This window comes from Streptomyces sp. NPDC001750 (assembly GCF_042892615.1).
Lineage (GTDB): Bacteria > Actinomycetota > Actinomycetes > Streptomycetales > Streptomycetaceae > Streptomyces.
Genome location: NZ_JBIAUE010000009.1, coordinates 142,462 through 169,440, shown reverse-complemented (window position 1 = coordinate 169,440; position 26,979 = coordinate 142,462). Strand labels below are relative to the sequence as shown.

25 protein-coding genes and 1 tRNA gene are annotated in these 26,979 nt (G+C 71.4%); 9 read left to right on the top strand and 17 right to left on the bottom strand.

Annotated elements, in window-relative coordinates; all coding sequences use genetic code 11:
• The first annotated feature begins 44 nt into the window (after positions 1-44).
• Complete coding sequence (locus tag ACFYY6_RS16825) at positions 45-917, top strand: LuxR C-terminal-related transcriptional regulator (RefSeq protein WP_389193735.1); 873 nt, start codon at positions 45-47, stop codon at positions 915-917.
• On the opposite strand, the gene ACFYY6_RS16820 is transcribed toward ACFYY6_RS16825, so the two are convergent.
• Positions 876-1,373 (bottom strand): MarR family transcriptional regulator, encoded by a 498-nt coding sequence (locus tag ACFYY6_RS16820; RefSeq protein ID WP_351518403.1) that lies wholly within the window; start codon positions 1,371-1,373, stop codon positions 876-878. The genes ACFYY6_RS16825 and ACFYY6_RS16820 overlap by 42 nt on opposite strands.
• 103 nt (positions 1,374-1,476) lie before the next feature.
• Between ACFYY6_RS16820 and ACFYY6_RS16815 the strand changes: the two genes are divergently transcribed.
• Positions 1,477-2,325: a trans-aconitate 2-methyltransferase gene (locus ACFYY6_RS16815; protein ID WP_388650354.1), complete on the top strand. Its 849-nt coding sequence runs from the start codon at positions 1,477-1,479 to the stop codon at positions 2,323-2,325.
• Positions 2,322-2,696, top strand: a complete 375-nt coding sequence (locus tag ACFYY6_RS16810; protein ID WP_351518406.1) for a VOC family protein — start codon at positions 2,322-2,324, stop codon at positions 2,694-2,696. Before ACFYY6_RS16815 ends, ACFYY6_RS16810 begins: the two co-directional genes overlap by 4 nt.
• Positions 2,697-2,715: 19 nt before the next feature.
• On the opposite strand, the gene ACFYY6_RS16805 is transcribed toward ACFYY6_RS16810, so the two are convergent.
• The 3 genes from ACFYY6_RS16805 to ACFYY6_RS16795 all read right to left on the bottom strand — a co-directional run bounded on the left by ACFYY6_RS16805 (position 2,716) and on the right by ACFYY6_RS16795 (position 5,151).
• The gene (locus tag ACFYY6_RS16805) at positions 2,716-3,318 is read right to left on the bottom strand and encodes a Uma2 family endonuclease (RefSeq protein WP_351518480.1); all 603 of its coding nucleotides are present in this window, start codon (positions 3,316-3,318) and stop codon (positions 2,716-2,718) included.
• 148 nt (positions 3,319-3,466) lie between these two features.
• Positions 3,467-4,153 carry a TetR/AcrR family transcriptional regulator gene (locus ACFYY6_RS16800; protein WP_351518408.1) on the bottom strand — a complete coding sequence of 229 codons (687 nt, stop codon included), beginning with the start codon at positions 4,151-4,153 and terminating at the stop codon, positions 3,467-3,469.
• The gene (locus ACFYY6_RS16795; protein ID WP_351518410.1) at positions 4,150-5,151 is read right to left on the bottom strand and encodes a fatty acid desaturase; all 1,002 of its coding nucleotides are present in this window, start codon (positions 5,149-5,151) and stop codon (positions 4,150-4,152) included. The genes ACFYY6_RS16800 and ACFYY6_RS16795 overlap by 4 nt, the downstream gene beginning before the upstream one ends.
• A 339-nt stretch (positions 5,152-5,490) precedes the next feature.
• Here ACFYY6_RS16795 and ppc point away from each other — a divergent pair, with 339 nt between their 5' ends.
• The gene (ppc, locus tag ACFYY6_RS16790) at positions 5,491-8,220 is read left to right on the top strand and encodes a phosphoenolpyruvate carboxylase (RefSeq protein WP_351518412.1); all 2,730 of its coding nucleotides are present in this window, start codon (positions 5,491-5,493) and stop codon (positions 8,218-8,220) included.
• 85 nt (positions 8,221-8,305) lie between these two features.
• Here the strand turns inward: ppc and ACFYY6_RS16785 are convergent, their stop codons facing one another.
• The 7 genes from ACFYY6_RS16785 to ACFYY6_RS16755 form a co-directional block, all read right to left on the bottom strand.
• Positions 8,306-8,776, bottom strand: a complete 471-nt coding sequence (locus ACFYY6_RS16785) for a hypothetical protein (protein WP_351518413.1) — start codon at positions 8,774-8,776, stop codon at positions 8,306-8,308.
• Between the two features lie 194 nt (positions 8,777-8,970).
• Positions 8,971-9,564: an aminoacyl-tRNA hydrolase gene (gene pth / locus ACFYY6_RS16780; RefSeq protein ID WP_351518414.1), complete on the bottom strand. Its 594-nt coding sequence runs from the start codon at positions 9,562-9,564 to the stop codon at positions 8,971-8,973.
• Between the two features lie 165 nt (positions 9,565-9,729).
• Entirely contained in the window at positions 9,730-10,317 is a 588-nt protein-coding gene (locus tag ACFYY6_RS16775; protein WP_351518415.1) for a 50S ribosomal protein L25/general stress protein Ctc, read from the bottom strand.
• A 192-nt stretch (positions 10,318-10,509) separates the two neighbouring features.
• Complete coding sequence (locus ACFYY6_RS16770; protein ID WP_073790034.1) at positions 10,510-11,484, bottom strand: ribose-phosphate diphosphokinase; 975 nt, start codon at positions 11,482-11,484, stop codon at positions 10,510-10,512.
• Between the two features lie 118 nt (positions 11,485-11,602).
• The gene (gene glmU, locus ACFYY6_RS16765; protein ID WP_389193730.1) at positions 11,603-13,051 is read right to left on the bottom strand and encodes a bifunctional UDP-N-acetylglucosamine diphosphorylase/glucosamine-1-phosphate N-acetyltransferase GlmU; all 1,449 of its coding nucleotides are present in this window, start codon (positions 13,049-13,051) and stop codon (positions 11,603-11,605) included.
• Between the two features lie 138 nt (positions 13,052-13,189).
• A tRNA-Gln gene (locus ACFYY6_RS16760) sits at positions 13,190-13,263 on the bottom strand.
• Positions 13,264-13,274: 11 nt separating this feature from the next.
• Positions 13,275-14,147, bottom strand: a complete 873-nt coding sequence (locus ACFYY6_RS16755) for a hypothetical protein (protein ID WP_351518419.1) — start codon at positions 14,145-14,147, stop codon at positions 13,275-13,277.
• A gap of 155 nt (positions 14,148-14,302) precedes the next feature.
• Between ACFYY6_RS16755 and ACFYY6_RS16750 the strand changes: the two genes are divergently transcribed.
• Positions 14,303-15,631 (top strand): histidine kinase, encoded by a 1,329-nt coding sequence (locus tag ACFYY6_RS16750; RefSeq protein ID WP_351518420.1) that lies wholly within the window; start codon positions 14,303-14,305, stop codon positions 15,629-15,631.
• Between the two features lie 342 nt (positions 15,632-15,973).
• Here ACFYY6_RS16750 and ACFYY6_RS16745 read toward each other — a convergent pair whose 3' ends face one another.
• On the bottom strand, positions 15,974-16,507 hold the full coding sequence (locus ACFYY6_RS16745) for an SUKH-3 domain-containing protein (RefSeq protein ID WP_351518422.1): 534 nt from the start codon (positions 16,505-16,507) through the stop codon (positions 15,974-15,976).
• Positions 16,508-16,517: 10 nt separating this feature from the next.
• Positions 16,518-17,054, bottom strand: a complete 537-nt coding sequence (locus ACFYY6_RS16740; RefSeq protein ID WP_351518424.1) for a YwqJ-related putative deaminase — start codon at positions 17,052-17,054, stop codon at positions 16,518-16,520.
• A gap of 347 nt (positions 17,055-17,401) precedes the next feature.
• Here ACFYY6_RS16740 and ACFYY6_RS16735 point away from each other — a divergent pair, with 347 nt between their 5' ends.
• From ACFYY6_RS16735 to ACFYY6_RS16725, 3 genes are all read left to right on the top strand, one after another.
• Positions 17,402-18,379, top strand: coding sequence for an SMI1/KNR4 family protein (locus ACFYY6_RS16735; RefSeq protein ID WP_389193726.1), 978 nt, complete (start codon positions 17,402-17,404; stop codon positions 18,377-18,379).
• A 5-nt stretch (positions 18,380-18,384) separates the two neighbouring features.
• Positions 18,385-21,141, top strand: coding sequence for an SUKH-4 family immunity protein (locus ACFYY6_RS16730; protein ID WP_389193928.1), 2,757 nt, complete (start codon positions 18,385-18,387; stop codon positions 21,139-21,141).
• Positions 21,142-21,432: 291 nt separating this feature from the next.
• A complete protein-coding gene (locus ACFYY6_RS16725) occupies positions 21,433-22,398 on the top strand; it encodes a cellulose-binding protein (protein WP_351518430.1) in 966 nt (321 codons plus the stop codon).
• A 147-nt stretch (positions 22,399-22,545) separates the two neighbouring features.
• Here the strand turns inward: ACFYY6_RS16725 and ACFYY6_RS16720 are convergent, their stop codons facing one another.
• Together ACFYY6_RS16720 and ACFYY6_RS16715 are read right to left on the bottom strand one after the other, a co-directional pair.
• Positions 22,546-22,686: a DUF397 domain-containing protein gene (locus tag ACFYY6_RS16720; protein WP_351518432.1), complete on the bottom strand. Its 141-nt coding sequence runs from the start codon at positions 22,684-22,686 to the stop codon at positions 22,546-22,548.
• A complete protein-coding gene (locus tag ACFYY6_RS16715; RefSeq protein ID WP_351518482.1) occupies positions 22,649-23,563 on the bottom strand; it encodes a helix-turn-helix transcriptional regulator in 915 nt (304 codons plus the stop codon). Before ACFYY6_RS16715 ends, ACFYY6_RS16720 begins: the two co-directional genes overlap by 38 nt.
• A 189-nt stretch (positions 23,564-23,752) precedes the next feature.
• Here ACFYY6_RS16715 and ACFYY6_RS16710 point away from each other — a divergent pair, with 189 nt between their 5' ends.
• Complete coding sequence (locus tag ACFYY6_RS16710) at positions 23,753-24,262, top strand: ATP-binding protein (RefSeq protein ID WP_389193721.1); 510 nt, start codon at positions 23,753-23,755, stop codon at positions 24,260-24,262.
• A gap of 32 nt (positions 24,263-24,294) precedes the next feature.
• Here the strand turns inward: ACFYY6_RS16710 and ACFYY6_RS16705 are convergent, their stop codons facing one another.
• Positions 24,295-25,917: a cation acetate symporter gene (locus ACFYY6_RS16705; RefSeq protein WP_386606993.1), complete on the bottom strand. Its 1,623-nt coding sequence runs from the start codon at positions 25,915-25,917 to the stop codon at positions 24,295-24,297.
• Between the two features lie 26 nt (positions 25,918-25,943).
• On the bottom strand, positions 25,944-26,447 hold the full coding sequence (locus tag ACFYY6_RS16700) for a DUF485 domain-containing protein (protein ID WP_351518438.1): 504 nt from the start codon (positions 26,445-26,447) through the stop codon (positions 25,944-25,946).
• Positions 26,448-26,979 lie beyond the last annotated feature (532 nt).

Below are 26,979 nucleotides of genomic sequence, written 5' to 3'. Positions count from 1 at the left end.
GCGTTCCTTCGGCGGGCCGGGGGTGGCCCGGCAACAGAGGCAGCATGGGGGTGCCTGTGGCCCGTATCCGGGTTCTCGTGGTGGACGACCACCGTATTTTCGCCGAATCACTGGCGGCCGCGCTGGCGGCCGAGCCCGACGTGGAGGTGTCGGCGGCGGGCAGCGGCCCGGCGGCGCTGCGTTGCTTGGAACGGGCGGCCGCCGAGGGGCGCGGCTACGACGTGATGCTGATCGACGCCGAACTGGGCGCCCTGGCGGCGGTGGGCGGGCGCCGCGCACCCGCGCCCGTACCGGCGCCGCGCGCCGGGGAGACCGCGCCGGTGGACGGGATCTCGCTGGTCGCGGGCGTCCACTCCGCCCGGCCGTCGGTGCGCACGGTGGTGCTCGCCGAGAAGGACGACCCGCACCGGGCCGCCCTGGCGCTCCAGGCGGGGGCCTCCGGCTGGGTCGCCAAGGACTGCTCGCTGCAGCGGCTGCTCACGGTCGTACGAGGGGTGCTGCGCGACGAGACGCACCTGCCTCCGGCCCTGCTCACCGGCGTCCTGCGGGAACTGACCGCGGCCCGCAGACACCGCACCGAGAGCGAGCGGCTCGTCGAGTCGCTGACCCCGCGCGAGCGCGAGGTGCTGCGCTGCATGGTGGCGGGACTGGGCCGCAAGGCGGTCGCGGAGCGCCTCTTCCTCTCGCCGCACACGGTGCGCACGCACATGCAGAACGTCCTGGGGAAGCTGGGCGTGCACTCCACCCTGGCCGCGGTCGCGCTGGCGCGCCGGGCGGGCATCGGCCCGGTCGATCTGGAACCGGCCGGCCCCGCCCTCACCGGGAACGCCCTGCCCGGGAACGCCCTGCCCGGGAACGTCCTGCCCGGGAACGTCCTATCCGGGAACGTTGTCGAACGGGGCGGTCAACTGGCGTAGCAGTGCGGCGAGTTCGGCGCGCTCGCGGGTGGAGAGCCGGGCGAGGATGGCGCGTTCCTGGGCGAGCAGCCCGGCCAGCGACTGATCCGCCTTGTCGCGCCCCTCGGCGGTGAGCCGGACCAGCACGCCCCGGCGGTCGTTCGGGTCCGGCAGCCGTTCCACGAGGTTCTTCTTGGCCAGCCGGTCGATGCGGTTGGTCATCGTGCCCGAGGTGACCAGGGTCTGCGTCAGCAGCTGGCCGGGGGAGAGCTGATAGGGGGCGCCCGCGCGGCGCAGGGACGTCAGCACGTCGAACTCCCACGGCTCCAGGCCGTGCTCGGAGAACGCGATGCGGCGGGCCCGGTCGAGGTGGCGGGCCAGTCGGGAGACGCGGCTCAGTACCTCAAGCGGTTCCACGTCGAGGTCGGGGCGCTCGCGGCGCCATGCAGCGACCAGTCGGTCGACCTCGTCCTCCATGCCGCTCAGTGTAGAGGATCTGTCGATGTGAAGTCTCTTGAACTCAAGTGTCTCGGACTCAAGTATCTTGACATCAAGTTAAATCTGGCGCGATGCTGGCCCCATGACCGCACCCCTCTGGGATCCGCAGCAGTACCTGCGCCACGCCGATCACCGCACCCGCCCCTTCCATGACCTCCTGGCCCGCGTCCCCGACCCGCCGGCCGCTCCCGCACCCCGCGTCGCGGACCTCGGCTGCGGCGCCGGGAACGTCACCGTCCTCCTCGCCGACCGCTGGCCCGGGGCCCGCATCACCGGCTACGACAACTCCCCGCAGATGCTGGAACGGGCCCGGACCCACGCCGGACCCCTCCTGGACTTCACCGAGGCCGACGCCGCGACCTGGACCCCCGCCGAGCCGTACGACCTGATCGTCTCCAACGCCCTGCTCCAGTGGGTCCCCGGCCACGCCGCCCGCTTCCCCGTCTGGCTGGACGCCCTCACCCCTGGCGGCACGCTCGCCCTCCAGGTCCCCGGCAACTTCGACCAGCCCACCCACGTCCTGATGCGGGAACTCGCCGACTCCCCGCGCTGGCGCGACCGCCTCGGCGGCGTACTGCGCCACACCGACGCGGTGCTCACCCCCGCCGCCTACCTCGACGCCCTGACCGTCCCCGGCGTCACGGCCGACGTCTGGGAGACCACCTACCTGCACCTGCTGCCCGGCGAGGACCCGGTGCTCGACTGGGTGAAGGGCACCGGCCTGCGCCCCGTCCTCACCGCCCTCGCCGACGACCCCGAGGCCCGTGAGGAGTTCCTCACCGCCTACCGCGACCTGCTCCGCACCGCCTATCCGGCGGGCCCGCACGGCACGGTCCTCCCGTTCCGCCGCGTCTTCGCCGTGGCCCACAAGGAGACCCGGAACAGGACCCGGACCGACCGCCGCCCCGCGGCCCCCGAGGAGAAGAGATGATCGCCGCCCTCGACCATGTCCAGCTGGCCGCCCCGGCAGGATCCGAGGACACGCTGCGCGCGTACTACGCGGACGCCCTCGGCATGACCGAGATCCCCAAGCCTCCGGCCCTCGCCGCCCGCGGCGGCTGCTGGTTCCAGGCGGGCCCGGTCCAGCTCCACATCGGCGTCGAACAGGACTTCCGCCCGGCGCGGAAGGCCCACCCCGGCCTGCGCGTCACGGACATCGAGACGTACGCGGCCCGGCTGAAGGCGTACGGTGCGGAGACGAGCTGGGACGACGAGCTGCCCGGCCACCGGCGCTTCTTCAGCCACGACCCGGTGGGCAACCGGCTGGAGTTCCTGGAGCCGACGGCACCCGCCGGGCGATGAACGGGAGGCGGCGCGAGCGTCACAGCTCCCTCAGCGCCTCCGGCGTGATGTCGATGTCGATCGGGAACGGGACATGCGTCTTCAGCCGGTCGTGGTGGATCCCCGTCAGCGCGTACGCCCTGGACACCGGGTCCAGCTCGTAGACCCGCACCACCGGGTGGTGGTCGGTGCCCGCCACGTCGACCAGCCAGAAGTTCGGGATACCGGCCGCCGCGTACTTCTGCGGCTTGGTGTCACGGTCGCGCGCCTCGGAATCGGGCGAGACCACCTCGACGGCGAGCAGGACGTCGGCTGCTTGGAAACGGGTCTGCTCGAAACCTGTGAGGGCGTCCTTGCGCACGACGGAGACGTCGGGCTCGGGGGCGTTGCGCGCGTCGAGGACCACCGTCATCTCACGGCGGATCTTGATCGTGGGCGGTGCGTCGGTCCTCAGTCCGTGCACCAGCAGGTCGATCATCGTGCTGTGGAAATCCCGCTGCGGACTCACGAAAACCAGGCTCCCGTCGATCAACTCGGTGTGCGGCGGGAGATCGGGCAAGGCGAACAGGTCGTCCACCGTGTATCCGTCCTGGGGCGGCACCGGCCAGCGGCTGCTGTGTCCGGTGAACGACTCGGCGGTCATGGTTCCTCCCATGGACGGGATTCTCGGCCCTACGCACCACGTTACGGGCCGGTTCACCGTTCCGTCAGTACAACGGGTGAGCCTGGTGCGTCGCGGCTGACGAACGACCGCGGCGCATCGGGCGGCCGGGCACGGTGGCCGCCCGGCGTCAGCTCTTGCGGTGCCCCACCAGCCGAGGCTTCGACTCCAGGTTCTCCAGCCCGTGCCAGGCCAGGTTCACCAGATGGGCCGCGACCTCCGCCTTCTTCGGCTTGCGGGCGTTGACCCACCACTGGCCGGTCAGGGCCACCATGCCGACCAGCGCCTGCGCGTACAGCGGGGCCAGCTTCGGATCGAAGCCGCGGGCCTTGAACTCCAGGCCGAGGATGTCCTCCACCTGAGTGGCGATGTCACTGATCAGGGACGCGAACGTGCCCGTCGACTGGGCGACGGGGGAGTCACGGACCAGGATGCGGAAACCGTCCGTGTACGTCTCGATGTAGTCGAGCAGCGCGAACGCCGCCTGCTCCAGCAGTTCACGCGGGTGCCCCGCCGTCAGCGCGCCCGTCACCATGTCGAGGAGGCGGCGCATCTCGCGGTCGACCACCACCGCGTACAGCCCCTCCTTGCCGCCGAAGTGCTCGTACACCACCGGCTTCGAGACACCCGCACGGGCCGCGATCTCCTCCACGGAGGTGCCCTCGAAACCCTTGTCGGCGAACAGGGTGCGACCGATGTCCAACAGTTGCTCGCGGCGTTCCTTGCCGGTCATCCTGACCCGGCGGGCCCGCCGGGTCGAGGCAGGACGGGTTTTCTCGCTGCTGGTGCTGGAGTCGGTCGCCACGTCGTCAATCATGCCGCGTCGCCGCACGCGGGGTCGCGGCGGGACTCGATACGCCGGGACGCGATCCGGGACGCGTCCGGCCAGCGCACGTCCGACGCCCACCCCAGCTTCTCGAACCAGCGGATCAGCCGGGCACTCGAATCGATCTGCCCCCGCTCCACACCGTGCCGCGCGCACGTCGGATCCGCGTGGTGCAGGTTGTGCCACGACTCGCCGCACGACAGCACCGCCAGCCACCACACGTTCCCCGACCGGTCACGGGACCTGAACGGGCGCTTGCCGACCGCATGACAGATCGAGTTGATCGACCACGTGACATGGTGCAGCAGGGCCACCCGCACGAGCGACCCCCAGAAGAAGGCGGTCGCCGCGCCCCACCACGACATCGTCACCAGACCCCCCACCAGCGGCGGAACCGCCAGCGACACGGCCGTGAAGGTCACGAAGTGGCGGGAGATCCCGCGGATCGCCGGATCCTTGATCAGATCGGGGGCGTACTTCTGCTGCGGCGTCTGCTCCTCGTCGAACATCCAGCCGATGTGCGCCCACCACAGCCCCTTCAGCAGGGCCGGCAGCGTCTCCCCGTACCGCCACGGCGAATGCGGATCGCCCTCCGCGTCCGAGAAACGGTGATGCTTGCGGTGATCCGCCACCCACCGCACCAGCGGCCCCTCCACCGCCAGCGAACCCGCCACCGCCAGAGCGATGCGCAACGGACGCCTCGCCTTGAACGAACCATGCGTGAAATAACGGTGGAAACCGATCGTGATGCCGTGGCAGCCGATGAAATACATCACCACCAGCAGACCCAGATCCAGCCAGCTCACCCCCCGGCCCCAGGCCAACGGCACCGCCGCCACCAGCGCCAGGAACGGCACCACGATGAACAGCAGAAGCGTGATCTGCTCGATCGACCGTTTGCTGTCGCCGCCCAGCGTGGCGGACGGAAGGGCCTGATCAACGGCCGACGACGGCTCGGCGTCGTCGATCACGGCGGGGCTGGTGTTCATGGGGAGTCCCCTGGGGATGAGGAGTGCGACGGACAGTCCTGGCTACGGTTCCGTAACCTACGGTTACGTAAGTATGGCAGCGCGGAGACCCGCCGCACGAGAGCGCGACGGCCGTCCGGGTGGGGAAAACCCGAACGGGCCGCCAGCCATGCCGACGACATGGACACCTATCCTGGTGGAGTCGGACAGCGCGGTCCGCACTCTGCTTTCCGGGGTGGCCTCAGCACCGCTGCCGGCCGCGGCCCCGGAGACCCCGTGCCCGCGCGACTCCCGCCACCACCCACGTGCGGGAGCCGCAACGCGACGCACCTCCTCATTCACTGCAAGGAGCCGCACACTGTGAGCAGTGCCGACCAGACCCACGCCGCCAGCCCCGAGCTGCGCGCCGACATCCGCCGCCTCGGCGACCTGCTGGGCGAGACCCTCGTACGCCAGGAAGGCCAGGAACTCCTCGACCTCGTCGAGCGAGTACGCGCCCTGACCCGCACCGACGGAGAGGCCGCCGCCGAACTCCTCGGCGACACCGACCTGGAGACCGCCGCGCGCCTCGTCCGCGCCTTCTCCACCTACTTCCACCTCGCCAACGTCACCGAGCAGGTCCACCGAGCCCGCGAGATGCGCGACCGGCGCGCCGCCGAGGGCGGAGTCCTCGCCCGCACCGCCGACCGGCTCAAGGACGCCGACCCGCAGCACCTGCGCGAGACCGTCAAGAACCTCAACGTGCGGCCCGTCTTCACCGCCCACCCCACCGAGGCCGCCCGACGCTCCGTCCTCAACAAGCTCCGCCGCATCGCCGAGCTCCTCGAAACCCCCGTCATCGACGCCGACCGGCGCCGCCAGGACCTCCGCCTCGCCGAGAACATCGACCTCATCTGGCAGACCGACGAACTCCGCGTCGTCCGCCCCGAGCCCGCCGACGAGGCCCGCAACGCCATCTACTACCTCGACGAACTCCACATGGGCGCCGTCGGCGACGTACTGGAGGACCTCGCCGCCGAACTCGAACGCGTCGGCGTCGAACTCCCCGCCGGCACCCGCCCCCTCACCTTCGGCACCTGGATCGGCGGCGACCGCGACGGCAACCCCAACGTCACCCCCGACGTCACCCGCGAAGTCCTGATCCTCCAGCACGAACACGGCATCACCGACGCCCTCGAACTCGTCGACCACCTGCGCGCCCAGCTCTCCAACTCCATCCGCTACACCGGCGCCACCGACGAACTCCTCACCTCCCTCCAGGCCGACCTCGAACGCCTCCCCGAGATCAGCCCCCGCTACAAGCGACTCAACGCCGAGGAGCCCTACCGGCTCAAGGCCACCTGCATCCGCCAGAAGCTCGTCAACACCCGCGAACGCCTCGCCGGCGGCACACCCCACCGCCCCGGCTGCGACTACCTCGGCACCGCCGACCTCCTCACCGACCTCGAACTCATCCAGACCTCCCTGCGCGAACACCGCGGCGGCCTCTTCGCCGACGGCCGCATGGACCGCACCATCCGCACCCTCGCCGCCTTCGGCCTCCAGCTCGCCACCATGGACGTCCGCGAACACGCCGACGCCCACCACCACGCCCTCGGCCAGCTCTTCGACCGGCTCGGCGAGGAATCCTGGCGCTACGCCGACATGCCCCGCGACTACCGGCAGAAGCTCCTCGCCAAGGAACTCCGCTCCCGCCGCCCCCTCGCCCCCACCCCCGCACCGCTCGACGCGGCCGGACAGAAGACCCTCGGCGTCTTCCACACCATCAAGGAAGCCTTCGAACGCTTCGGCCCCGAAGTCATCGAGTCCTACATCATCTCGATGTGCCAGGGCGCCGACGACGTCTTCGCCGCCGCCGTCCTCGCCCGCGAGGCCGGCCTCGTCGACCTCCACGCCGGCTGGGCCAGGATCGGCATCGTCCCCCTCCTGGAGACCACCGACGAACTCCGCGCCGCCGACGTCATCCTCGACGACATGCTCGCCGACCCCTCCTACCGACGCCTCGTCTCGCTCCGCGGCGACGTCCAGGAGGTCATGCTCGGCTACTCCGACTCCTCCAAGTTCGGCGGCATCACCACCTCCCAGTGGGAGATCCACCGCGCCCAGCGCCGACTGCGCGACGTCGCCCACCGCTACGGCGTACGCCTGCGCCTCTTCCACGGCCGCGGCGGCACCGTCGGCCGCGGCGGCGGCCCCTCCCACGACGCGATCCTCGCCCAGCCCTGGGGCACCCTCGAAGGCGAGATCAAGGTCACCGAACAGGGCGAGGTCATCTCCGACAAGTACCTCATCCCGGCCCTCGCCCGCGAGAACCTCGAACTGACCGTCGCCGCCACCCTGCAGGCATCCGCCCTGCACACCGCGCCCCGCCAGTCCGACGAAGCCCTCGCCCGCTGGGACGCGGCCATGGACACCGTCTCCGACGCCGCCCACGACGCCTACCGCAGGCTCGTCGAAGATCCCGACCTCCCCGCCTACTTCTTCGCCTCCACCCCGGTCGACCAGCTCGCCGAACTCCACCTCGGCTCACGCCCCTCCCGACGCCCCGACTCGGGCGCCGGACTCGATGGACTCCGCGCCATCCCCTGGGTCTTCGGCTGGACCCAGTCCCGCCAGATCGTCCCCGGCTGGTACGGCGTCGGCTCCGGCCTCAAGGCCCTGCGCGAAGCCGGACTCGACACCGTCCTCGACGAGATGCACGAGAACTGGCACTTCTTCCGCAACTTCATCTCCAACGTCGAGATGACCCTCGCCAAGACCGACCTGCGCATCGCCCGCCACTACGTCGACACCCTCGTCCCCGACGAGCTCAAGCACGTCTTCACCGCCATCGAGGCCGAACACGCCCTCACCGTCCAGGAAGTCCTCAGGGTCACCGGCGCCACCGAACTCCTCGGCACCAGCCCGGTCCTCCAGCAGACCTTCGCCATCCGCGACGCCTACCTCGACCCCATCTCCTACCTCCAGGTCTCCCTCCTGGCCCGCCAGCGCGAAGCGGCCGCACGCGGCGAGGACCCCGACCCGCTGCTCGCCCGCGCACTGCTCCTCACCGTCAACGGAGTCGCCGCCGGCCTGCGCAACACCGGCTGACCCACACCCCGCACCCCGGCCCACGGGGGCGGTTCCGCCAGGGCGACGCGACCGCGCGCCACGCCGTCGACATCGCGGCATGGAACTACAACGCGAAGAACACCGCCACCAGCAGAACCGCCCCCGCGATCCCCGTACCCCACGCGATCCGGGACAGCCGCATACCGCCCCCGATCACCAACGCGGCCAGCACCAGCGCACCCCCCAACGGCACCCACGCGTGCAGAAAACCCGCCACCCCCGCACGCACCACATCATCCGTACCCGGCCGCACCACCACCGGGAAACGATCACCACGCCGCGCCCCGACCGATTTCTCGACCGTCACCCGGGACCGCGCGACCGCCTGCCCCGACGGCGTGAACGGCCCCGTGCACACATCCGCACCACAGCCCGTCACCGTCATCGTCCCGTGCTCACGGCCCTTGCCCAGAACGATGTGGTGCGCCGAATCCCACGAGGACCGCACCCCCGCGACGAGCAGCAACAGAACGACACAGCCCATGGCGGCGGTACGGGCATGGACCACGGCGCGGTGGGAGGAGCTCCGCTTCATGGGCAGCGATCCTTGGACAGAGCGGCACGCCCGGTCAACTCGCACCCGAAAAACACGGCTTACCGTCAGGAATGTCAGCAGTTGCGCACCGCCGCGGCCGTCGTTCGAGATGCGCACATCAGGTCCGGACGTGAGACAAGGCGTCGGGCGCGCGTGCGCCGGATGCGGACGTCGGGCGCGGCGGGCCGGGACCGTCAGGAGTTGTACGCGCTCTGCGCCCGCTCCAGCCCCTCCGCCAGCAGACACTCCACCGCGTCCGCCGCCCGGTCCACGAAATACGCCAGCTCCTTGCGCTCCGCCGACGAGAAATCCTTCAGCACGAAGTCCGCGACCTGCATCCGCCCCGGCGGCCGTCCGATCCCGAACCGCACCCGGTGATAACCCGCGCCCAGCGACTTCGTCATCGACTTCAGCCCGTTGTGCCCGTTGTCGCCGCCGCCCAGCTTCAGCCGCAGCGTCCCGTAGTCGATGTCCAGCTCGTCGTGAACCGCCACGACGCGGTCCACCGGCACCTTGTAGAAGTCGCACAGCGCCGTGACCGGGCCACCGGACAGATTCATGTACGACATCGGCTTCGCCAGCACCACCCGTCGGCTCGACGGCCCCGGCGGACCCATACGGCCCTCGACCACCTGGGCCTGCGCCTTCTGCGCCCGCTTGAACTTCCCGCCGATCCGCTCGGCGAGCAGGTCGACGACCATGAAACCCACGTTGTGCCGGTTCGCCGCGTATTCGGGACCGGGATTGCCCAGGCCCACGATGAGCCAGGGGGCGGTGGCGTCGGACATCTGCGCTCGGTCTCCTCGCATACGGGACGGTCCCGGACCCCGGAAGACCCGGACGGCCCGATCGACAGGATCTCAACAGGGAAACGGGGCGGCGGGTCCCGGACACGGGAACCGCCGCCCCGTCAGTGAAGGTCGGCGAAGCTCGCGGACGAGGCTCAGAGCCTGTCAGGCCCCGGCGCCCTCTGCCTCGGCACCCTCGGCGGCCGGCTCCTCGGCCTTGGCGGCGAGGACCTGGAGCACGATGGCCTCCGGGTCGTCCACCAGCGCGGAGCCCTCGGGCAGCGGGATGTCCTTGGCGAGCACCGACGCACCGGCGTCCAGGCCCGCGACCGAGACCGTGACGGACTCGGGGATGTGGGTGGCCTCGGCCTGGATGCGCAGGGTGTTCATCACGTACTCCAGCAGGTTGCTGCCCGGAGCCAGGTCGCCCTCGACGTGCACCGCGACCTCAACGTCGACCTTCTCGCCGCGCTTGACCGTCAGCAGGTCGACGTGCTCCAGGAAGCCCTTCAGCGGGTCGCGCTGCACGGCCTTCGGGATGACCAGGGTGCTCTTGCCCTCGATGTCCAGACCGATCAGGACGTTGGCCGTCTTGAGCGCCATCATCAGGGCGTGGCCCGGCAGCGCGACGTGGACCGGCTCGGCACCGTGGCCGTAGACGACACCGGGAACCAGACCCTCGCGACGGGCGCGACGGGCGGCACCCTTGCCGAACTCGGAACGGACCTGGGCGGCGAGCTTGACCTCAGCCATGACTGCACTCCTCGTGAGGTGACGGAAAACGTACGGTCACCCGGCCCACGACAGGCCTGCTACGAAGAGCGCGTCGATAACGGACCGCCGTACACATGAGTACGGCCTCCCTCGCCGAGCAACTCGCTGAGTCTACCCGGCGCGGAGGCCGCACCCCAAAGTGGATCTTCCGGACCGTATGTCGCCCGGTGGTTACTGCTCCTCGAAGAGGCTGGTGACCGAACCGTCCTCGAACACCTCGCGCACCGCGCGCGCGATCGTCGGCGCGATCGACAGCACCGTGATCTTGTCCAGCTCCAACTCGCCCGGCGTCGGCAGCGTGTCCGTGAAGACGAACTCGCTGACCTTCGAGTTCTTCAGCCGGTCTGCGGCCGGACCCGACAGCACACCGTGCGTCGCGGTCACTATCACGTCCTCGGCACCGTGCGCGAAGAGCGCGTCGGCGGCGGCACAGATCGTGCCACCGGTGTCGATCATGTCGTCCACCAGGACACAGACCCGGCCCTTGACGTTGCCGACCACCTCGTGGACCGTCACCTGGTTGGCGACGTCCTTGTCACGGCGCTTGTGCACGATGGCGAGCGGCGCGTCCAGCCGGTCGCACCAGCGGTCCGCGACCCGCACCCGGCCCGCGTCCGGCGAGACCACCGTCAGCTTCGTACGGTCCACCTTCGCCCCGACGTAGTCCGCCAGGATCGGCAGCGCGAACAGGTGGTCCACCGGGCCGTCGAAGAAGCCCTGGATCTGGTCCGTGTGCAGATCCACCGTGAGGATCCGGTCCGCACCCGCCGCCTTCATCAGATCGGCCACCAGACGCGCCGAGATCGGCTCACGACCGCGGTGCTTCTTGTCCTGCCGGGCGTAACCGTAGAACGGCACGATCACCGTGATGGACCGGGCCGACGCGCGCTTCAGCGCGTCCAGCATGATCAGCTGCTCCATGATCCACTTGTTGATCGGAGCGGTGTGGCTCTGGATCAGGAAGCAGTCGGCGCCGCGCGCGGACTCCTGGAAGCGGACGTAGATCTCGCCGTTGGCGAAATCGAACGCCTTCGTCGGCACGAGACCGACACCCAGTTGGTGCGCGACCTCCTCGGCCAGCTCGGGGTGGGCGCGGCCGGAGAAGAGCATCAGTTTCTTCTCGCCGGTCGTCTTGATCCCGGTCACAGCACAGTCTCCTCAGACATGTTCCTGGCACCGCGCACGTGTCCCAATGTGCGACGAGCCAGCCGAAATGGGGTGAGCACCTATCACGGTACGCCGTGCACGGCGTGCCTGTTTCCGGTCAGCTTTCGCTGTCGTGCTCCGCGGCGGCCGACTGCGCCGCCTGCGCGGCGGCGCTCCCCGGACGCTTGCGGGCCACCCAACCCTCGATATTCCTTTGCTGGCCACGGGCGACGGCCAGCGAACCGGGCGGTACGTCCTTGGTGATGACCGAGCCGGCGGCGGTGTAAACGCCGTCCCCCACCGTGACGGGAGCCACAAACATATTGTCCGAACCGGTACGGCAGTGGGAGCCGATCGTGGTGTGGTGCTTGGCCACACCGTCGTAGTTCACGAACACGCTCGCGGCACCGATGTTGGTGTGGTCGCCGATCGTCGCGTCACCGACATAGCTCAGGTGCGGGACCTTGGTGCCCTCGCCGATCGTCGCGTTCTTCATCTCCACGTACGTGCCGGCCTTGGACCGCGTCCCGAGCCTGGTGCCCGGCCGCAGGTAGGCGTACGGGCCCACGGTCGCGCCCTCGCCGACCTCGGCCCCGTCGGAGACCGTGTTGTCCACGCGCGCGCCCGCGCCCACGCGGGTGTCCTTGAGCCGGGAGTTCGGTCCGACCTCGGCGTCCTCGGCGAGGTGCGTGGTGCCGAGCAGCTGGGTGCCCGGGTGCACGATCACGTCCCGCTCGTACGTGACGGTGACGTCGATCAGCGTGGACGCGGGGTCGACGACGGTCACGCCGGCCGTCATCGCCCGCTCCAGCAGCCGCTGGTTCAGCAGCCGCCGGGCCTCGGCCAGCTGCACCCGGTTGTTGATGCCGAGGATCTCGCGGTGGTCGTCGGCGACGCAGGCGCCGACCCGGTGACCGGCCTCGCGCAGGATGGACAGCACGTCGGTGAGGTACTCCTCGCCCTGGCTGTTGTCCGTGCGGACCTTGCCGAGCGCGTCCGCGAGCAGCCGGCCGTCGAACGCGAAGACCCCGGAGTTGATCTCCCGGATCGCCCGCTGGGCCTCGCTCGCGTCCTTGTGCTCGACGATCTCGGTGACCGCGCCGGTGGCCGGGTCGCGGACGATGCGCCCGTAACCGGTGGAGTCGGGGACCTCGGCGGTCAGCACGGTGACGGCGTTGGCGTCGGCCGTGTGCGTGGCCGAGAGCGCGGCGAGCGTCTCGCCGGACAGCAGCGGCGTGTCGCCGCAGACGACGATCACGGTGCCCTCGACGGCTCCGCCGAGCTCGTCGAGCCCGACGCGCACGGCGTTGCCGGTGCCCCGCTGCTCGGCCTGGTGGGCGGTGCGCAGTCGGTCGTCGACGGCGGTGAGGTGTGCGGTGACCCGCTCGCTCTCGTGGCCGACGACCACGACGAGGTGGGCCGGGTCCAGTTCGCGGGCGGCGGCGACGACGTGTCCGACGAGCGAACGCCCGGCGATCTCGTGCAGGACCTTGGGTGTCTTCGACTTCATGCGGGTGCCCTCACCCGCTGCGAGGACGACGACGGCTGCCGGGCGTTCGGAGCTCACGGAAATGCCCTTCGGCTTCGGGTGGTGGACATCCGAAGGATACCGGGGGGCCTGTGGGGGCTCGGTGGGTGGACGGGCGGGGGATGCGCGTGCGGACATGCGTACGGGCCCCGACCTTGGTGGTCGGGGCCCGTGTTGTGGCTCCCGGGGAAGGAATCGAACCCTCATTCAATGGACCAAAACCATTTGTCCTACCATTAGACGACCCGGGATGGTTCGTCTGCTATGCCCGAATTTCATGATCGGGCGTAGAGGCAGCTCCTACTATGCCGTACCACCAGCCCTCGATGCGACGGTACAGGTCGGCGCTTTTCAGGACTCGTACGACCAGACAGCCCCGATAGGTCGGACCCGTGTTCTTCCGGTTGGTCCTGGGGGAGTGCTTCTTGAGGGACGTTTTGCCGAATGCCGAGGCGTCGGCGCCCGTCAGGGTCTGCCAGAACTGCTCCGCCGCCGGGACGTCGGCCGTCTCGTGGATGTGCACGTGGAACCGGAGGTGATCCGGCCGCACGCCCAACAGGCGAAGCCAGGCGAGGAACATCTCGATCATGTGGGGGTCGCTGTTGATGAAGGTGACTCGCTCCTGTGGGCGGTGCGGCTTGGCCTTGGAGCCCTCCGCCCAGTAGAGCCCCACGCCGAGCAGGAAGAGTTCGCGTGGGCTCAGCGTCCCGATTTCCTCCGTCGCCACCTGTTTGGTTCGTTGTCGCTCTGCCTCGCGCCGCTTGAGGGTCGCTTCCCAGCCGCGCTTGGCGATGGCCGACGCCTCCTCCCGCGTCCGCTTCCGCTCCGGCTTCGGCAGGTCCCGCACCCACAGGGAGATCGAACTCTTCGAGCACCCCAGCTCCACCTGGATCTGGTCGTAAGTCATCCCTCGTAGCCGCAGTTCCCGAGCCTTCTCACGCAGGTCGTCCTTGGCGTTGGGGCGCTTGGTCCACTCCGGGGCGGGTTCGCCCTCCAGGAGCCGGTTCAGGATGTCGTTGTTGTCCACGAAGAGTCGGTCGCGGATCTGGCGGCGGCTCAGACCCTGGCGGCGGAGGGCGACGGCCTGGGCACGCAGGCCCTCGAAGTCGGCGTACTTGCTCGTGATTTCCGTCATGCGCCGAGCGTCGTCCGGAATGCGGACGTCCGGTGCGAAAGCCTGCTCGATTCGCTATTTCAGGCGATAAGTGGCTGTTCCGTCTTCGTTCGAGGGACGCGCGTGCTGTCCAGGTCGCCCGTAAATGAGGTGCGTGCGCCCGTAGGCTGGTCGGCATGACCGCAACGGGGGAACACCGGGAAGCCGTGGGTGCGACTGCTCGCGGCTATGCGTGGTGGGGACGGCGGCGGAGTGTCGCACTGGACGTGGGGCTCGCGCTTCTGTCGGCGCTGGAGTGCGGCTGGGAAGGGGTGGACTTCGCCCGCGACGCCGCGCTGCCGGTGCCGGTCGGCGTGGTGTTCGGGCTGGTCGCGGGGGCCGTGCTGGTGGTGCGGCGGCGTTGGCCGATCGCCGTGGTGCTGGTGGCGATCGCGACGGCCCCCGCCGACATGGGCTTCCTGATGGGGCTGGTCGGCCTCTACACGCTGGCCGCCTCCGAGGTGCCGCGCAGGATCACGGTCGTGCTGGCGGGGATGTCCTTCGCGGGGTCGTTCATCGTCACGTACGTACGGATGCGGCAGAGCGTCGCCGATCAGGCCGACTTCGGGCCGGGCGACGGGTACATCCCGCTGATCTCCCTCTTCATGTCGTTGGGGCTCACCGCTCCGCCCGTGCTGCTCGGCCTGTACATAGGGGCCCGGCGGCGGCTGATGGAGAGCCTGCGGGAGCGGGCGGACTCGCTGGAGCAGGAGCTCTCGCTGCTCGCCGACCGGGCCGAGGAGCGGGCCGAGTGGGCGCGGACGGAGGAGCGCCACCGGATCGCCCGTGAGATGCACGACGTGGTGGCCCACCGGGTGAGCCTGATGGTGGTGCACGCCGCCGCGCTCCAGGCCGTGGCGCTGAAGGACCCGGCGAAGGCGGTGCGGAACGCGGCGCTGGTCGGTGACATGGGGCGGCAGGCGCTGACGGAGCTGCGGGAGATGCTCGGGGTGTTGCGGGCGGGGGAGTCGGTGGTACCCGGGCCCGCGCGGGCGCAGGTGCCGCTGGCCTCGGTCGGCCGGGCGGCGGCCGCTGCGGCCGAGGCGGCGGCGGTGGAGGACGGCCCCCGGCTGGCCGAGGTGGAGAAGCTGGTCGGGGAGTCCCGGGCGGCCGGTATGACGGTGGAGCTGTCGGTGGACGGCGAGGCCCGCCCGTACCCGCCGGAGGTCGAGCAGACCGCGTACCGGGTGGTGCAGGAGGCGCTGACGAACGTGCACAAGCACGCGGCGGGCGCGAGGACGTGGGTACGGCTGGCGCACCGCGGCTCGGAGGTCGCGATGCAGGTGGAGAACGGTCCGTCGGACGCCGCGACGGCGGATGCCGGGCTGCCGAGCGGGGGCAACGGGCTTGTCGGCATGCGGGAGCGCGTGCTGGGGCTCGGGGGTGTGTTCGTCTCGGGGCCGACGGACGCGGGGGGTTTCCGGGTGTCGGCGGTGCTGCCGGATCCGGGGGCCGCGTCCGCCTGATCGCGGGGGCGCGTCTAGTGCTGTGGCCGGAAAGGTTTGCCGGGAAGCTCGCGGCGTCCGGTGCGGTGCATCGCAAGGCGGAGTATCACCCGTGTGCTGGACGTACTCGGGTGATGCGACAACGCGGCGAGGTGCCGTGCCGGACGCCGCGAGCCGGTGAACCTTGCCGGTCACGGCACTAGGTCGGGACCGGGGTGCGTGCGGGTCCGCGGCCGTCCGATACGGGCGTGCCGGTCCTCCCGGGCCGTGCCGGTCCCATCGGGCCGTGCCGGTCCTCCCGGGCCGTCGTCGGACGGTCGGTCGCTGTTGCTGTTGTTGCTCTCGCCGGGGCCGGACCGGGGGTCAGCCCGCGGTGAGGCGTTCCGGCTGGATGCCCGTGACGAGGCTGGTCAGGGCCTGGTCGATGTCCGGGCCGAGGTACCAGTCGCCGGTGTGGTCGATGCTGTAGACGCGGCCCTCGGTGTCGATCGCGAGGATCGCCTGTCCGTCGCCCTCCTCGCCCAGCGGACTGATCTCGGTCTCCAGGGCCCGGCCGAGGTCGCCGAGGGTGCGGGCGAGGTGCAGGCCGCTCATCGGGTCGATGCGTACCGGCGCGGGTGCGATCTGGCGGCCGGGTGCGGTGGCCTTGATGTGCAGGCCGCCGAACTCCGCCCATGCCTCCACGGCCGCCGGGAAGACAAAGTGCTGGTGGCCGGCGGGGGAGCGGTGGGCGCGCAGGGCGTCGGCCCACTCCTCGGCCCGGCGGATGTCCCAGCGGCCGGGCTGCCAGCCCGCGGAGCGCAGCGCGGTGTCGACGGGGGCGGGGAAGCGGGCCGGGGCGTGGCGGTCGGGGTGCGCGGGGGCCGTCTGTCCGGGCAGGTCGGTTCGGTCATGCATCGGCGCGTGGTCAGCCCTTCTCGGCGGTGGTCGCCGCCCCGTCCGCCGCGAGGTCGACGGGACGTACCCCGAAGTGGGCGAGCATCGCCGTGCAGGAGCGGCACGGCGGGGCGTAGCTGCCGTGCAGGGGGTCGCCGTCCTCGCGGATGTGCCGTGCGGTGAGGCGGGAGTGCTTGAGGGCGCGGCGGGCCTCGCCGTTGGTCAGGGGCTTGCGCCGGGCGCGCTTGGAGCGGGCGGTTTCGGCCGCGGCGAGGTGCCGGGACAGCAGCATGGCCTCGGGGCAGCGGCCGGTGAACCGTTCGCGCTGGCCGCTGGTGAGGGTGTCGAGGAAGTCCTGCACGAGGGGGTGGAGCACGGGGGGCTGGTCGCCCTTGCCCGCGGTGCAGGTGAGTGTCTCGCCGCGTACGGACAGGGCAGCGGCCACCGCGGGGAGTATGCCGTCGCGGCGCTGGTGCAGCCGGGGTGCGTGAGCGGTGCGGGTGCTGCTCCAGCTGAGGCGTGGATCCCCGGGTGTGCCGGTGGGTGTGACTGTTCGTGCGGTGTGCATGGTGCTGTTCCCTCCCGTGCCCGCGGCGGTGGCCGCGTGATGTGCACGCCCCCGAGTTGCGGTGACAGCCTGCCAAATGTCCGGGCTGGTGGGGAAGCTGGGGCGGGGTTACGGCGGTTTGTGTCGCCCTGGGGGGTGGTGCGGCGGCTCCCGGAGGGTGGGGAGTCGTCGCTCGTCCGTCGTGGGTCGTGACGGTTCGTGACGGTGGGGAGGGCGGTCGGGAGGGCGGGGGAAAAGGAGGGGAGTAGGGGCGGTTCCGGGGCTTGCGGCACCGCATAGGCTGTGCGCGGACCGTCCCCCTCGGGCAGGCCGGTCCTCACCAGCCAGACGCAGCAGGGGGCAACGCCATGACGACAGGTCGGCCCGGGCAGCAGGCCGCGCCGCCGAACGCGGCCTATGCCGGGCAGCTCGTGCACTTCCCGGATCCGGTCCGTGCGGCGCGGCATCCCGCGGGTGTGCGGATAGGCGCGGACGGGAGTCCGGACTTCTCGCCGTACGCGCGTGCCGCCGCGGAGATCGCCGAGCCCCCGCAGGGGTTCGGCGTGGACGAGCTGCGGTTGACGGACTACGTCTCGGCCAACGCGGCGCTGGCGGCGAGCGGTCATGAGCTGTGGGACACGATTCCGGCGGTCGCGACGCCGCACGGCTGGACGTGGCACCACGTTCCCGGCGGTCGGCGCATGGAGCTGATCCCGGTCGAGGTCAAGGCGCTGCTGAGGCATCACGCGGGGCTCGCGGCGACGGAGGTCGACCAGGACAAGCGGGGCACCCGGCCGTTGCAGGAGACCCGGCCCGCGCACTTCGGTCTGCCGAAGGGCGCCGTGGCGGTGACCGAGCAGCAGGTGCAGGGGGTCGAGGAGGACCTGGGTTACCGGCTGCCGGGGGCGTACCGTTCGTTCCTCAAGGCGGCGGGTGGTTCGGCGCCGGTCGGCGCCGCGCTCGACGCGCAGCTGGGGCTCCTGGTCGATCAGCCGTTCTTCACGGTGCGCGAGGAGGCCGCCGTGAACGATCTGGTGTATGTGAACAAGTGCCTGCGGGACCATCTGACCAAGGATTTCCTGGGGGTCGCCTTCGTTCAGGGCGGTCTGCTCGCGGTGAAGGTGAAGGGTTCCGGTATCGGTTCGGTGTGGTTCTGCGCGTACGACGACGCGCGGGACCGGGACGGCTGGAACGTGCAGGAGCGGGTGGGCCGGCTGCTGCTGCCGTGCGGTGACGACTTCGATGCGTTCCTGGAGCGTCTGGCGGGCAATCCGCCGGAGCTGGAGACCGTGGCGAACCTGATGGTGGACGGTGGCTTCGCGCGGGCCGTCCCGGTGGAGGGATGAGCGCGATGGTGACGTTCGCGCAGGCGCAGGAGCGCGCCGACGAGTGGATCAACGGCGATGTGCCCGCATATCAGCACCGGGAGGTGCGGGTGCGGGAGTTCGAGCTGGGGTTCGTCGTGTGGGGCGAGGACCGCGCCGAGGGTCCGGTCTCGGACGGCGGCAGGCAGCGGCTGGTGATCGCGAGGGACAGTGGTGAGGCCACGTTGTGGCCGGGGCTGCCGGTGGGCGAGATCATCCGGCGGTACGAGGAGGAGTACGGGGCGGTCGCCGCTGCGCCGGCCGCTCCGGAGCCGCCGCAGCGGGTCGATCTGAATCAGACGTCCTTCCTGTTGAGCCCGCCGGAGTGGCTCCAGGAGGCGGCGGACAAGCTGGGCATTCCCGATCACCGGAACGACCGGAACGACGGTGGGGAGCGGAACGAGCAGGGCGGCCGGGACGACCGAGGCGGCCGGGGCGAGGGCCCGGAGGTCTCGGGCGCGCCTTCGTCGGCCGGAGGTACGGGCGGGGGTGCGCCCGGAGCTGCGGCCGGTGGCGTGTCCGGAGCTGTGGCCGGAGGTACGGGCGGGGGCCGGGTCGAGTACGAGCCCACCGCGAACGACGGTGTTCCGGCGTCGCCGCCGAGCGTGCCCGCCGGTTCTACGCCGTGGGACGGGACCGACACCAACGCGGGTTCGGACGACGGCTCGGTCCCGCTTCCCGCCACGGTGTTCGCGCCGCCGCTCTCGGGCGCCGACGACGAGGGCACCCCGCCGCCGGTCGTGCCCGCCGACGCGCCGACCGCCCTGATGTCCGGTGGCAGTCAGCTGCCGCCGACGGCGATCGTCCCGGGGCTGGACTCGCCGCGCGCCGCCGGTTCCGCGCCGGGGGTGCAGGCACCGCACGCGCCGGGGACCCCCGCGCCCGGCACCCCTGTGCCGGGTACGCCGGGGGCCGGTACTCCCGTGGCCGGCGCCCCTGTGCCCGGTACCCCTGTGCCGGGTACGCCCGTGCCCGGCGCCCCTGGGTCAGGCACGCCCGTGCCCGGTACTCCCGTGCCTGGTGCGCCCGGGGCCGGTGACATCGCGGACGCGACCACCAACAAGGCCGTCGTGCCGCCGCGCGGTACGCGCGGGGGCGGCCCTTCGACCCCGCCGCCGCCCGGTGTGCCCGGCGCGCCGGTGCCGCCGCCCTCGGGTCCGGGCGCGCCCGGTTCCCCGGCCGGTGGGTACCTGCCGACGCAACTCGTTCCCGAGCAGGGTCCGCCCGGTCCGCCGAGTCCGCCCGGTCCTCCGGGTTCTCCGGGTGCGCCTGGGGTTCCTGGTGGTTCGGTGCCGCCCGCGCCTCCTGGTTCGACGCCTCCGCCGGGTGGTGGGGTGCATCACGCGGCGACGATGCTCGCCGACCCGAGCATGGGCGGCCCCGGCCTGCCGCAGCCTCCCGGTCCGCCCGGTCCTCCTGGTCCCCCCGGTCCTCCCGGTCCTCCCGGTCCTCCCGGGGTTCCCAGGGCTCCCGGGGCTCCCGGTGCTTCCGGCGCGCCGCAGCCGCCGAGTCCGCCCGGTCCTCCGGGTGCGCCTGGGGTTCCTGGTGGTTCGGTGCCGCCCGCGCCTCCTGGTTCGACGCCTCCGCCGGGTGGTGGGGTGCATCACGCGGCGACGATGCTCGCCGACCCGAGCATGGGCGGCCCCGGCCTGCCACAGCCCCCTGGTCCGCCCCGCCCTCCCGGTGCGCCGCAGGGGCCCGGTCCCGTACCGCCGCCCGGGCACACCCCGCCGCCCGCCGCCGCGTACGGCTATCCGCAGCAGCCCGGGCAGCCGACCGTCGGCCCCGGCTACCAGGCCGTGCTGCGCTACCGCGCGCACGATGGCAGTGAGCAGCAGCTGATCCGCCGCTCGGCGCCCGGCACTCCGCACCCGGAGTGGCAGATGCTGCACGAGCTGCGGGCGATGAACGTGCCGCCGCAGCAGGTCATCGAGCTGCACACCGAGCTGGAGTCGTGCGAGCTGCCCGGTGGCTACTGCGCGCGGATGATCCGTGAGACCTGGCCGCAGGTGCGGATCACCAGCGTCGCCCCGTACGGCACCGATCACGCCAGCCGGCAGCAGGGCATGCGGCATCTGCTGACGCATCAGGGCGAGCTGCACCAGGTGGCGGACGGTCCCGCGCGCCCCGCGCCGGTGCGGGCGCCGCTCCCGCAGATGCCGCCCGCGCCGCCGGTGCCTCCGGAGGCCGTCGCGCAGGAGATGGTGCAGTCTTTCGGCCCGCAGGGCATCCTGCGCTTCGATCAGCGCGCGGTGTCCCGGCAGGGTGTGCCCGAGACCGTGGCGCGGGCGCTGGTGTGGGCGGGGCTGCCCGCCGACTTCGGGCCGTTCTTCTGGGCGCAGCCCGGGCAGCCGGTGGTGCCGACGCTGGCCGAGCTGGCTGCGCAGCGGCAGGTCCAGGCGGCGCCGGACGCGGGGGCGTACCTCGTGATGGGGACCGACTTCGGCCGGGCGATCTGTGTCCAGTACGGCACCGCGAACGTCGTGGCCGTACCGGTCGAGGCGGGTCCGGGCGGGCAGTCGGTGGCGCCGCAGTTCGTGAACACCGGGCTGCCGGAGTTCCAGCGTTCGATGGCGTTGCTCGGCCGGATGTGGCGGCTGCGCTTCGGACTCAATCCGGAGCAGGCGGGCCGTTGGACGGTCGACTTCCAGGCCCAGTTGGTTGCGCTGGACGCGGCGGCGCTGGCGTCGCCGGAGAGCTGGTGGTCCGTACTGCTCGAACAGATGTGGGACGGGCTGCTCTGACGGATGCGGACGGCCCGGTCGTATGGATGCGGGCGGGTCGCGGGTTCGGCGCCCGGCTCCCGGAAGGGGCCGGGCGCCGTGCCGTGCCGTGCCGTGCCGTGCCGTGCCGTGCCGTGCCGTGCCGTGCCGTGCCGTGCCGTGCCGTGCCGTGCCGTGCCGTGCCGTGCCGTGCCGCGCTGTGAAACCCGTCGCTTCCCTCCGAAAGGCCGTTGATCGATTCCGACTTCTGCGCCGAATTGCCGCATCCTTGACCTGTTGCTGCTGTTCGGCGAGTCGGAAAGAGGCTTAGGGATGAGTTCTGCACCGGGGTCCGGACTTGGCTTCGTAGGCGTGCGGGGGCGCGGCTACCGTCCGGAGCAGGTGGACCGGGCTCTGGCCGGGCTGGTGGGCGAGCGGGACGAGGCGCGCGAGCGGGTGGCCCGGCTGACGGCGCAGGTTGAGGACCTGTCGGCCGAGGCGGTCCGGCTGCGCGAGGTGGTCGCCGGGCTGGCCCCGCAGGACTACGCCTCGCTCGGCGAGCGCGCCCAGCGGATCCTGGCGCTCGCGGAGGACGAGGCCGGTTCCATGCGGAGCGCCGCGCAGGAGGAGGCGCAGGCGCTGCGGGACGCGGCGGACGAGGCGGGCCGGGCGGTGCGCGGGTCGGCGCGGGCGGATGCCGAGGCGATGCGTGCGGCGGCCGTTGAGTACGCCGAGGAGGCGCTGGCCACGGCCCGCACGGAGGCCGAGGGGCTCGTCGCGGAGGCCCGTACGGACGCCGAGGAGACGCGGGAACAGGCGCGGTTCATGATGGAGGAGACGCGCCGTCGCACCGAGAGCGTCCTCGTGCACCAGGAGCAGGAGCACGCCGATCGGTGGAAGACGGCCGAGGAAGAAGTGGCCGAGGCCGAGGCGGCGCAGGTGGCACGCCATGACGAGCTGACCGAGCGGGCGGAGGCCGGGCTGGCCGAGGCGCGGCGCGAACTGGCCCGTGCGGAGGAGGAGGCGCGGCACACCGACGAGAACGCCGAGGCGCGAGCGGCCGAACTGATCGCGGAGGGCAGGCTCCGCGAGGATCGGGTGATCCGGGAGACGGAACGGATTCTGCGGGAGCACGAGGAGGCCCGCGAGGAGCTGCACGCGCACATGACGTACGTGCGCAACACGCTGGCGGCGCTCACCGGTCGGGTGGTCCCGGACCCGACGGAGGAAACGCCGGAGGCTGAGCCCGAGTCGGACGCGGAGACGGGGACGGGGTCCGGCGCGAAGTCGGAGTGCTGAACTGTCGAGTGACCTGAGGTCGGAAGCATGTGTGCCGGGCGTGGCCGCCCGGTCCGAGGTCACCCGACAGACATCTGATGCGGAAGGCCGGCCCCCGTTCCGATGATGGGCGGATCGGTGCATGCCACGGAGGTTCCGGAGCGTCGGCTACCGTCCGGGGCGGAAGCGGTGGTCCTTCTTGAGCTCGGTTATGAACGAGGTCCAGGAGTGCGCGGGGAAGGTCAGTGCCGGGCCGTCGGCGGTCTTGCTGTCACGGACGGGGACGATTCCGGGGAATCCGTCCGCCACCTCGACGCAGTTGCCTCCCTCCTGATTGCTGTAGCTGCTTTTGCGCCAGGCGACGGCGGTCGGATCGGGAAGGGGCGGTCGCGTCATGGTGGTCGTCCTCCATCGCGGATCGGATCGTGTCGAGCGACATGTGAGGGGGCAGGGCCGCTGCCCGGAGGTGATCGTAGGTCACCGCGAAGCGCCTGACCTCCTCCGGTTCCTCGATCAACTGGCCGTAGTGCGCCCCTTCCGTATAGCTGACTTCCGTGCCGTCGGGGAGGTCCAGAACGGTCAGGGAGCCGCCCAGGGCGTCGTGCTCGCCGTGGGCGAACGGCAGCACCTGCACGGTGATGTGGGGTTCCTCGGCCGCGGCCAGCAGGTGGGCCAGTTGGTCCCGCATGACGTCCGGGCCGCCCACCGGGCGTCGCAGCACGGCTTCGTCGAGGATCACCCACAGTTCGGGACGATCGGTACCGCGCAGGCGGTCCTGGCGGACCATGCGCGCCGACAGCCTCTCCTCCAACTGCTCTTGGCTCTTGAGCGTGCGTCCGACGCTCAGGAGTGCCCGTGCGTAGGGCTCCGTCTGGAGCAGGCCCGGCACGACATGCGCGGCGTACTCCCTGATGACCCGGGCCCGAGCCGAGAGGGTCATGAACGCCTGCACCCAGTCGGGGAACGCCTCCCGGTAGACGTAGGGCCACAGGTCGACCAGCAGGTCGTCCGCCACGAGCGCGGTGTCCAGGGCCTGGGCCAGCTCCTCGGACGGCCTGGCCCCGGAGGCCCGCTCGATCTGGGTGATCCGGGTGCTGACGACGTGTGCCATCCTCCCCAGCTCTGCCTGGGTCAGCCCGGCCGCCGTACGGAGTCTGCGTACGCGTGAACCGAACAGAGCGGCCATCGACTGCTGGGGATCGATCGCTTTGGCCATGGCGTCACTTCCTCTGCTTACGGCCCGGACGGTAATGCTTCGTCACCTTCCGACCCTAGGCATGCCGGTCGATTCTTGACTGCGGAACGTAGCGGATTCCGCACTCTGTGGGATGCGTGAGGAACGACGGGATGGGATGGGCGCACCATGCTCAGGGCAGTGACCGTGTCGGACGACGGGTCGGAGCGGGAGCCGGGCGGGGCTTTGACCGCGGAAGGGCGGGATCCGGAGGCGTTCGGAGGAGGCCGACGGACGTTCGTCTCACGGCAGTTCCCTTCCACCGCTCGCGGTGCGCGGCTCGCCCGGCGGGTGCTGGTGAGGTATCTCGACCAGTGGGGGTTCCCACCGGAGTCGGACACCTCCTGCACCGTCGCCCTGGTGGTCGCCGAACTCGCCGCCAACGCCGTGCGCCATGGTCGGGTCCGTGGCCGGAACTTTCTCCTGAACGCGACGTACGAGACGGACGCCCGGCGTATCCGCGTCGAGGTGTCCGACGCGTGCCCGGACCTGCCGCCGGCCGGCCCGTCCAGGCCGGCCGATGACGAGGAGTCGGGGCGCGGTCTGGTCCTGGTCGACGTGCTGGCCGCCCGGTGGGGGGTCGTTCCCCGTGCTCCCTTCGGGAAGACGGTGTGGGCGGAGTGCGTCGCCGAACCGGCCGACGCCGGTTAGCGGTTGATCGTGGGCGGGCCCCGTCGGCGTCGTCATTCGCCGTGCGGCGTCGGTGCCGTGGCGGCCGGGGGCGCGCCCGCCGGTACCGCGCCCGCCAGAATCCGGGGCTCCTCGCTCTGGTAGAGCCGGCGTGCCGCGGGTGCCGTGTTGCGGGGGAGGACCGTGCCGAGCCAGCCGGCCAGGAAACCGGCCGGGACGGAGACGAGCCCGGTCGTGGTGTACGGGTACCAGTTGAAGTCGAGGTCGGGGAAGACCGACGAGGGTGAGCCCGAGACCAGGTTGGTGCCGGGGATCAGCACCAGCACGGTGGCGGTGCCGACGATCAGGGTGCTCAGCAGCCCGGTGCGGGTGAAGCGCCGCCAGAACATGCTGTAGATGAGGGCCGGGGCCAGGGCGGACGCGCCGACGCAGAACGAGAGCGTGGCCAGGGCCTGCACGTTCCAGTGCCGGGCCACGACGGCGAGGGTGGTGGCGAGGATCCCGACGACGGTCGCGGACGCCTGCGCCGTACGCATCTCGGAGAGACCCGGCAGCGGCTTCCTGGCGGGGTCGCGCACCCCGTGCAGTCCGTGGGCGAAGAGATCGTGCGCCAGCGAGTTGGCGCAGGCCAGGATCATTCCGGCGACGGAGGCGAGCAGGGTCAGGAAGATCGCCGTCGTCATCGTCGTGACGACCAGGGCCCCGAGCCGGCCGCCACTCGCGACCGCGCCGGTGACCTGGAGGATCGCGCTGTTCCCGGAGGCCCCGGCGGCGGTGATGCGTTCGTGGCCGACGAACGCGGCGGTGCCGAAGCCGATCACGACGAGCAGCAGACAGATCCCGGCCACCACGGTGATGGCCCAGGACATGGTGCGGCGTACGGCCTGCGCGGACGGGGCGCTCGTCAGGCGCATGGTGACGTGGGGCAGACAGGCGGCGCCGAGTACGACGGTCAGTTCGGAGCTGACCATGTCGAGTCCGCTCCCGTCGAACTGGAGCCCGGAGCCGAGGAACGCGGCTCCCGCGCCGCTGCCCTGCCGGGCCGCCGAGAGCAGGGCGCCGGTGTCCCAGCCGAACCGGCTCATGATCATTACGGCGATGGTGAACGAGGCGACGAGCAGCACCACGGTCTTCACGATCTGGATCAGGGCGGTGCCCTTCATGCCGCCGATCGCCGCGTAGCCGATCATCAGGGCGCCGAGGCCGATGATGGCGCCGGTGCGGAACAGGGAGCTGTCGAACCCCAGGATGAAGGCGAGCAGGTCGCCGCTGCTGGCGAGCTGCACGACCATCATCGGGATGAGCGCGGCGATGGTGGTGACGCAGGCGGTGATGCGGACGGCGCGGCCGGGTGCGCGGCGCACGAACAGGTCGCCCATGGTGAATCCGCCGACGTTGCGCAGCGGTTCGGCCAGCAGGAACATCAGCAGGACGAGCGAGAGGGTGATGCTCAGGGCGAGGATCATCCCGTCGTAGCCGGTGAGGGCGATGATGCCGGTGGTGCCGAGGACGGTGGCGGCGGACAGGTAGTCGCCAGCGAGCGCGAAGCCGGCGCGGCGCGGGGACAGGCCGCGGGAGCCGGCGTAGAACTCTTCGAGGTCGTCGCGGTCGGGGCCGGACATCACGCAGAGCAGCAGGGCGATGGTGCCGACGGCCATGAAGGCCACCAGCGACATCGACCGGGCGGCGTCGTCGAATCCGTTCACCGGTCCGTTCCTCCTCTGCGGAGCCGGGCGGCGAGCGGGTCGACCGTGCGCCGGGCGGTCCGTTCGTACCGGACGACGGCGAGCAGCGCGACGGGCAGTTGGCCGAGCGCGAGCACCAGACCGAGGTTGAGGCCGCCGAACAGGGGTTGTTGCATCCGGTCCTTGGCGAAGCCGGAGAGCAGCAGGAAGACGATGAAGTAGCCGAGTGCGGTCAGCGCCGCGATGCGCCTGAGCGAACGGTACGAGGTGCGCAGCCGGCGCAGATCGCCGTGACGGGTGGGCGGGTGGTCGGGCGTGTGGCCGGGTGTCCGGGTGGAGGGTGACTCGGACGTGGTGGTTCCGGGCGACGGTGCCAGCGGCGGCAAGGGGTGCGAGCGCTGCCAGGGCAGCAGGTAGTCGCCCTGCTGCGGGGGCGGGGGCTGGTGCCCCCGGGGCGGCTGCTGCGACCGTCCGGGCCAGGAGGAGTAGGGGGACGGGGGCGGGGGGTTTCCGTGCGACATCGGAGTGCTGCTCCTTGCGTGGCTCGGTTCCTGGCTGGACGGCAAGGCAGGAGTGCGGGGTGGGGGGAGTGCTGTCGGAAGCGCGAACATTACTCGCCGGTATGCGGGTTTGGGGAGACCCTGGCTCGAACTGCCGAGGGGATTGGCGTAGTTGTGTGCGGTCGTTCGGGAGCGTGGTCCTCGGGGGTGTTCTCCGGGTGCCGCCCGGGTGTCGCCGGGATGTCTCCCCCGTGTGTTGCCGGGGTGTTTCCCCGTGTGCTGCCGGGGTGTCTGCCTGGTGATTTCGGGAGGGGGTCCGGGATCTTCCGCCCGGGTCCTCGGTATGGGGGCGCTCTGGTCCCGGACGGTCCGCAGCCGGTGGTGTGCCCCTGGCCGCCTCTGCGCGCGATCAAGGCTTCGCATTTAGCCAAAAAAAGACAACTAGTGCGGAATGGCCGGTTGGGTGCTTTACTCCTTTCTTAGGTTTAGATGCCTATACCGTCATATGTGCGGTTTCTACGGGGATCTGACGGCATGAATGGCTGGATGTCTC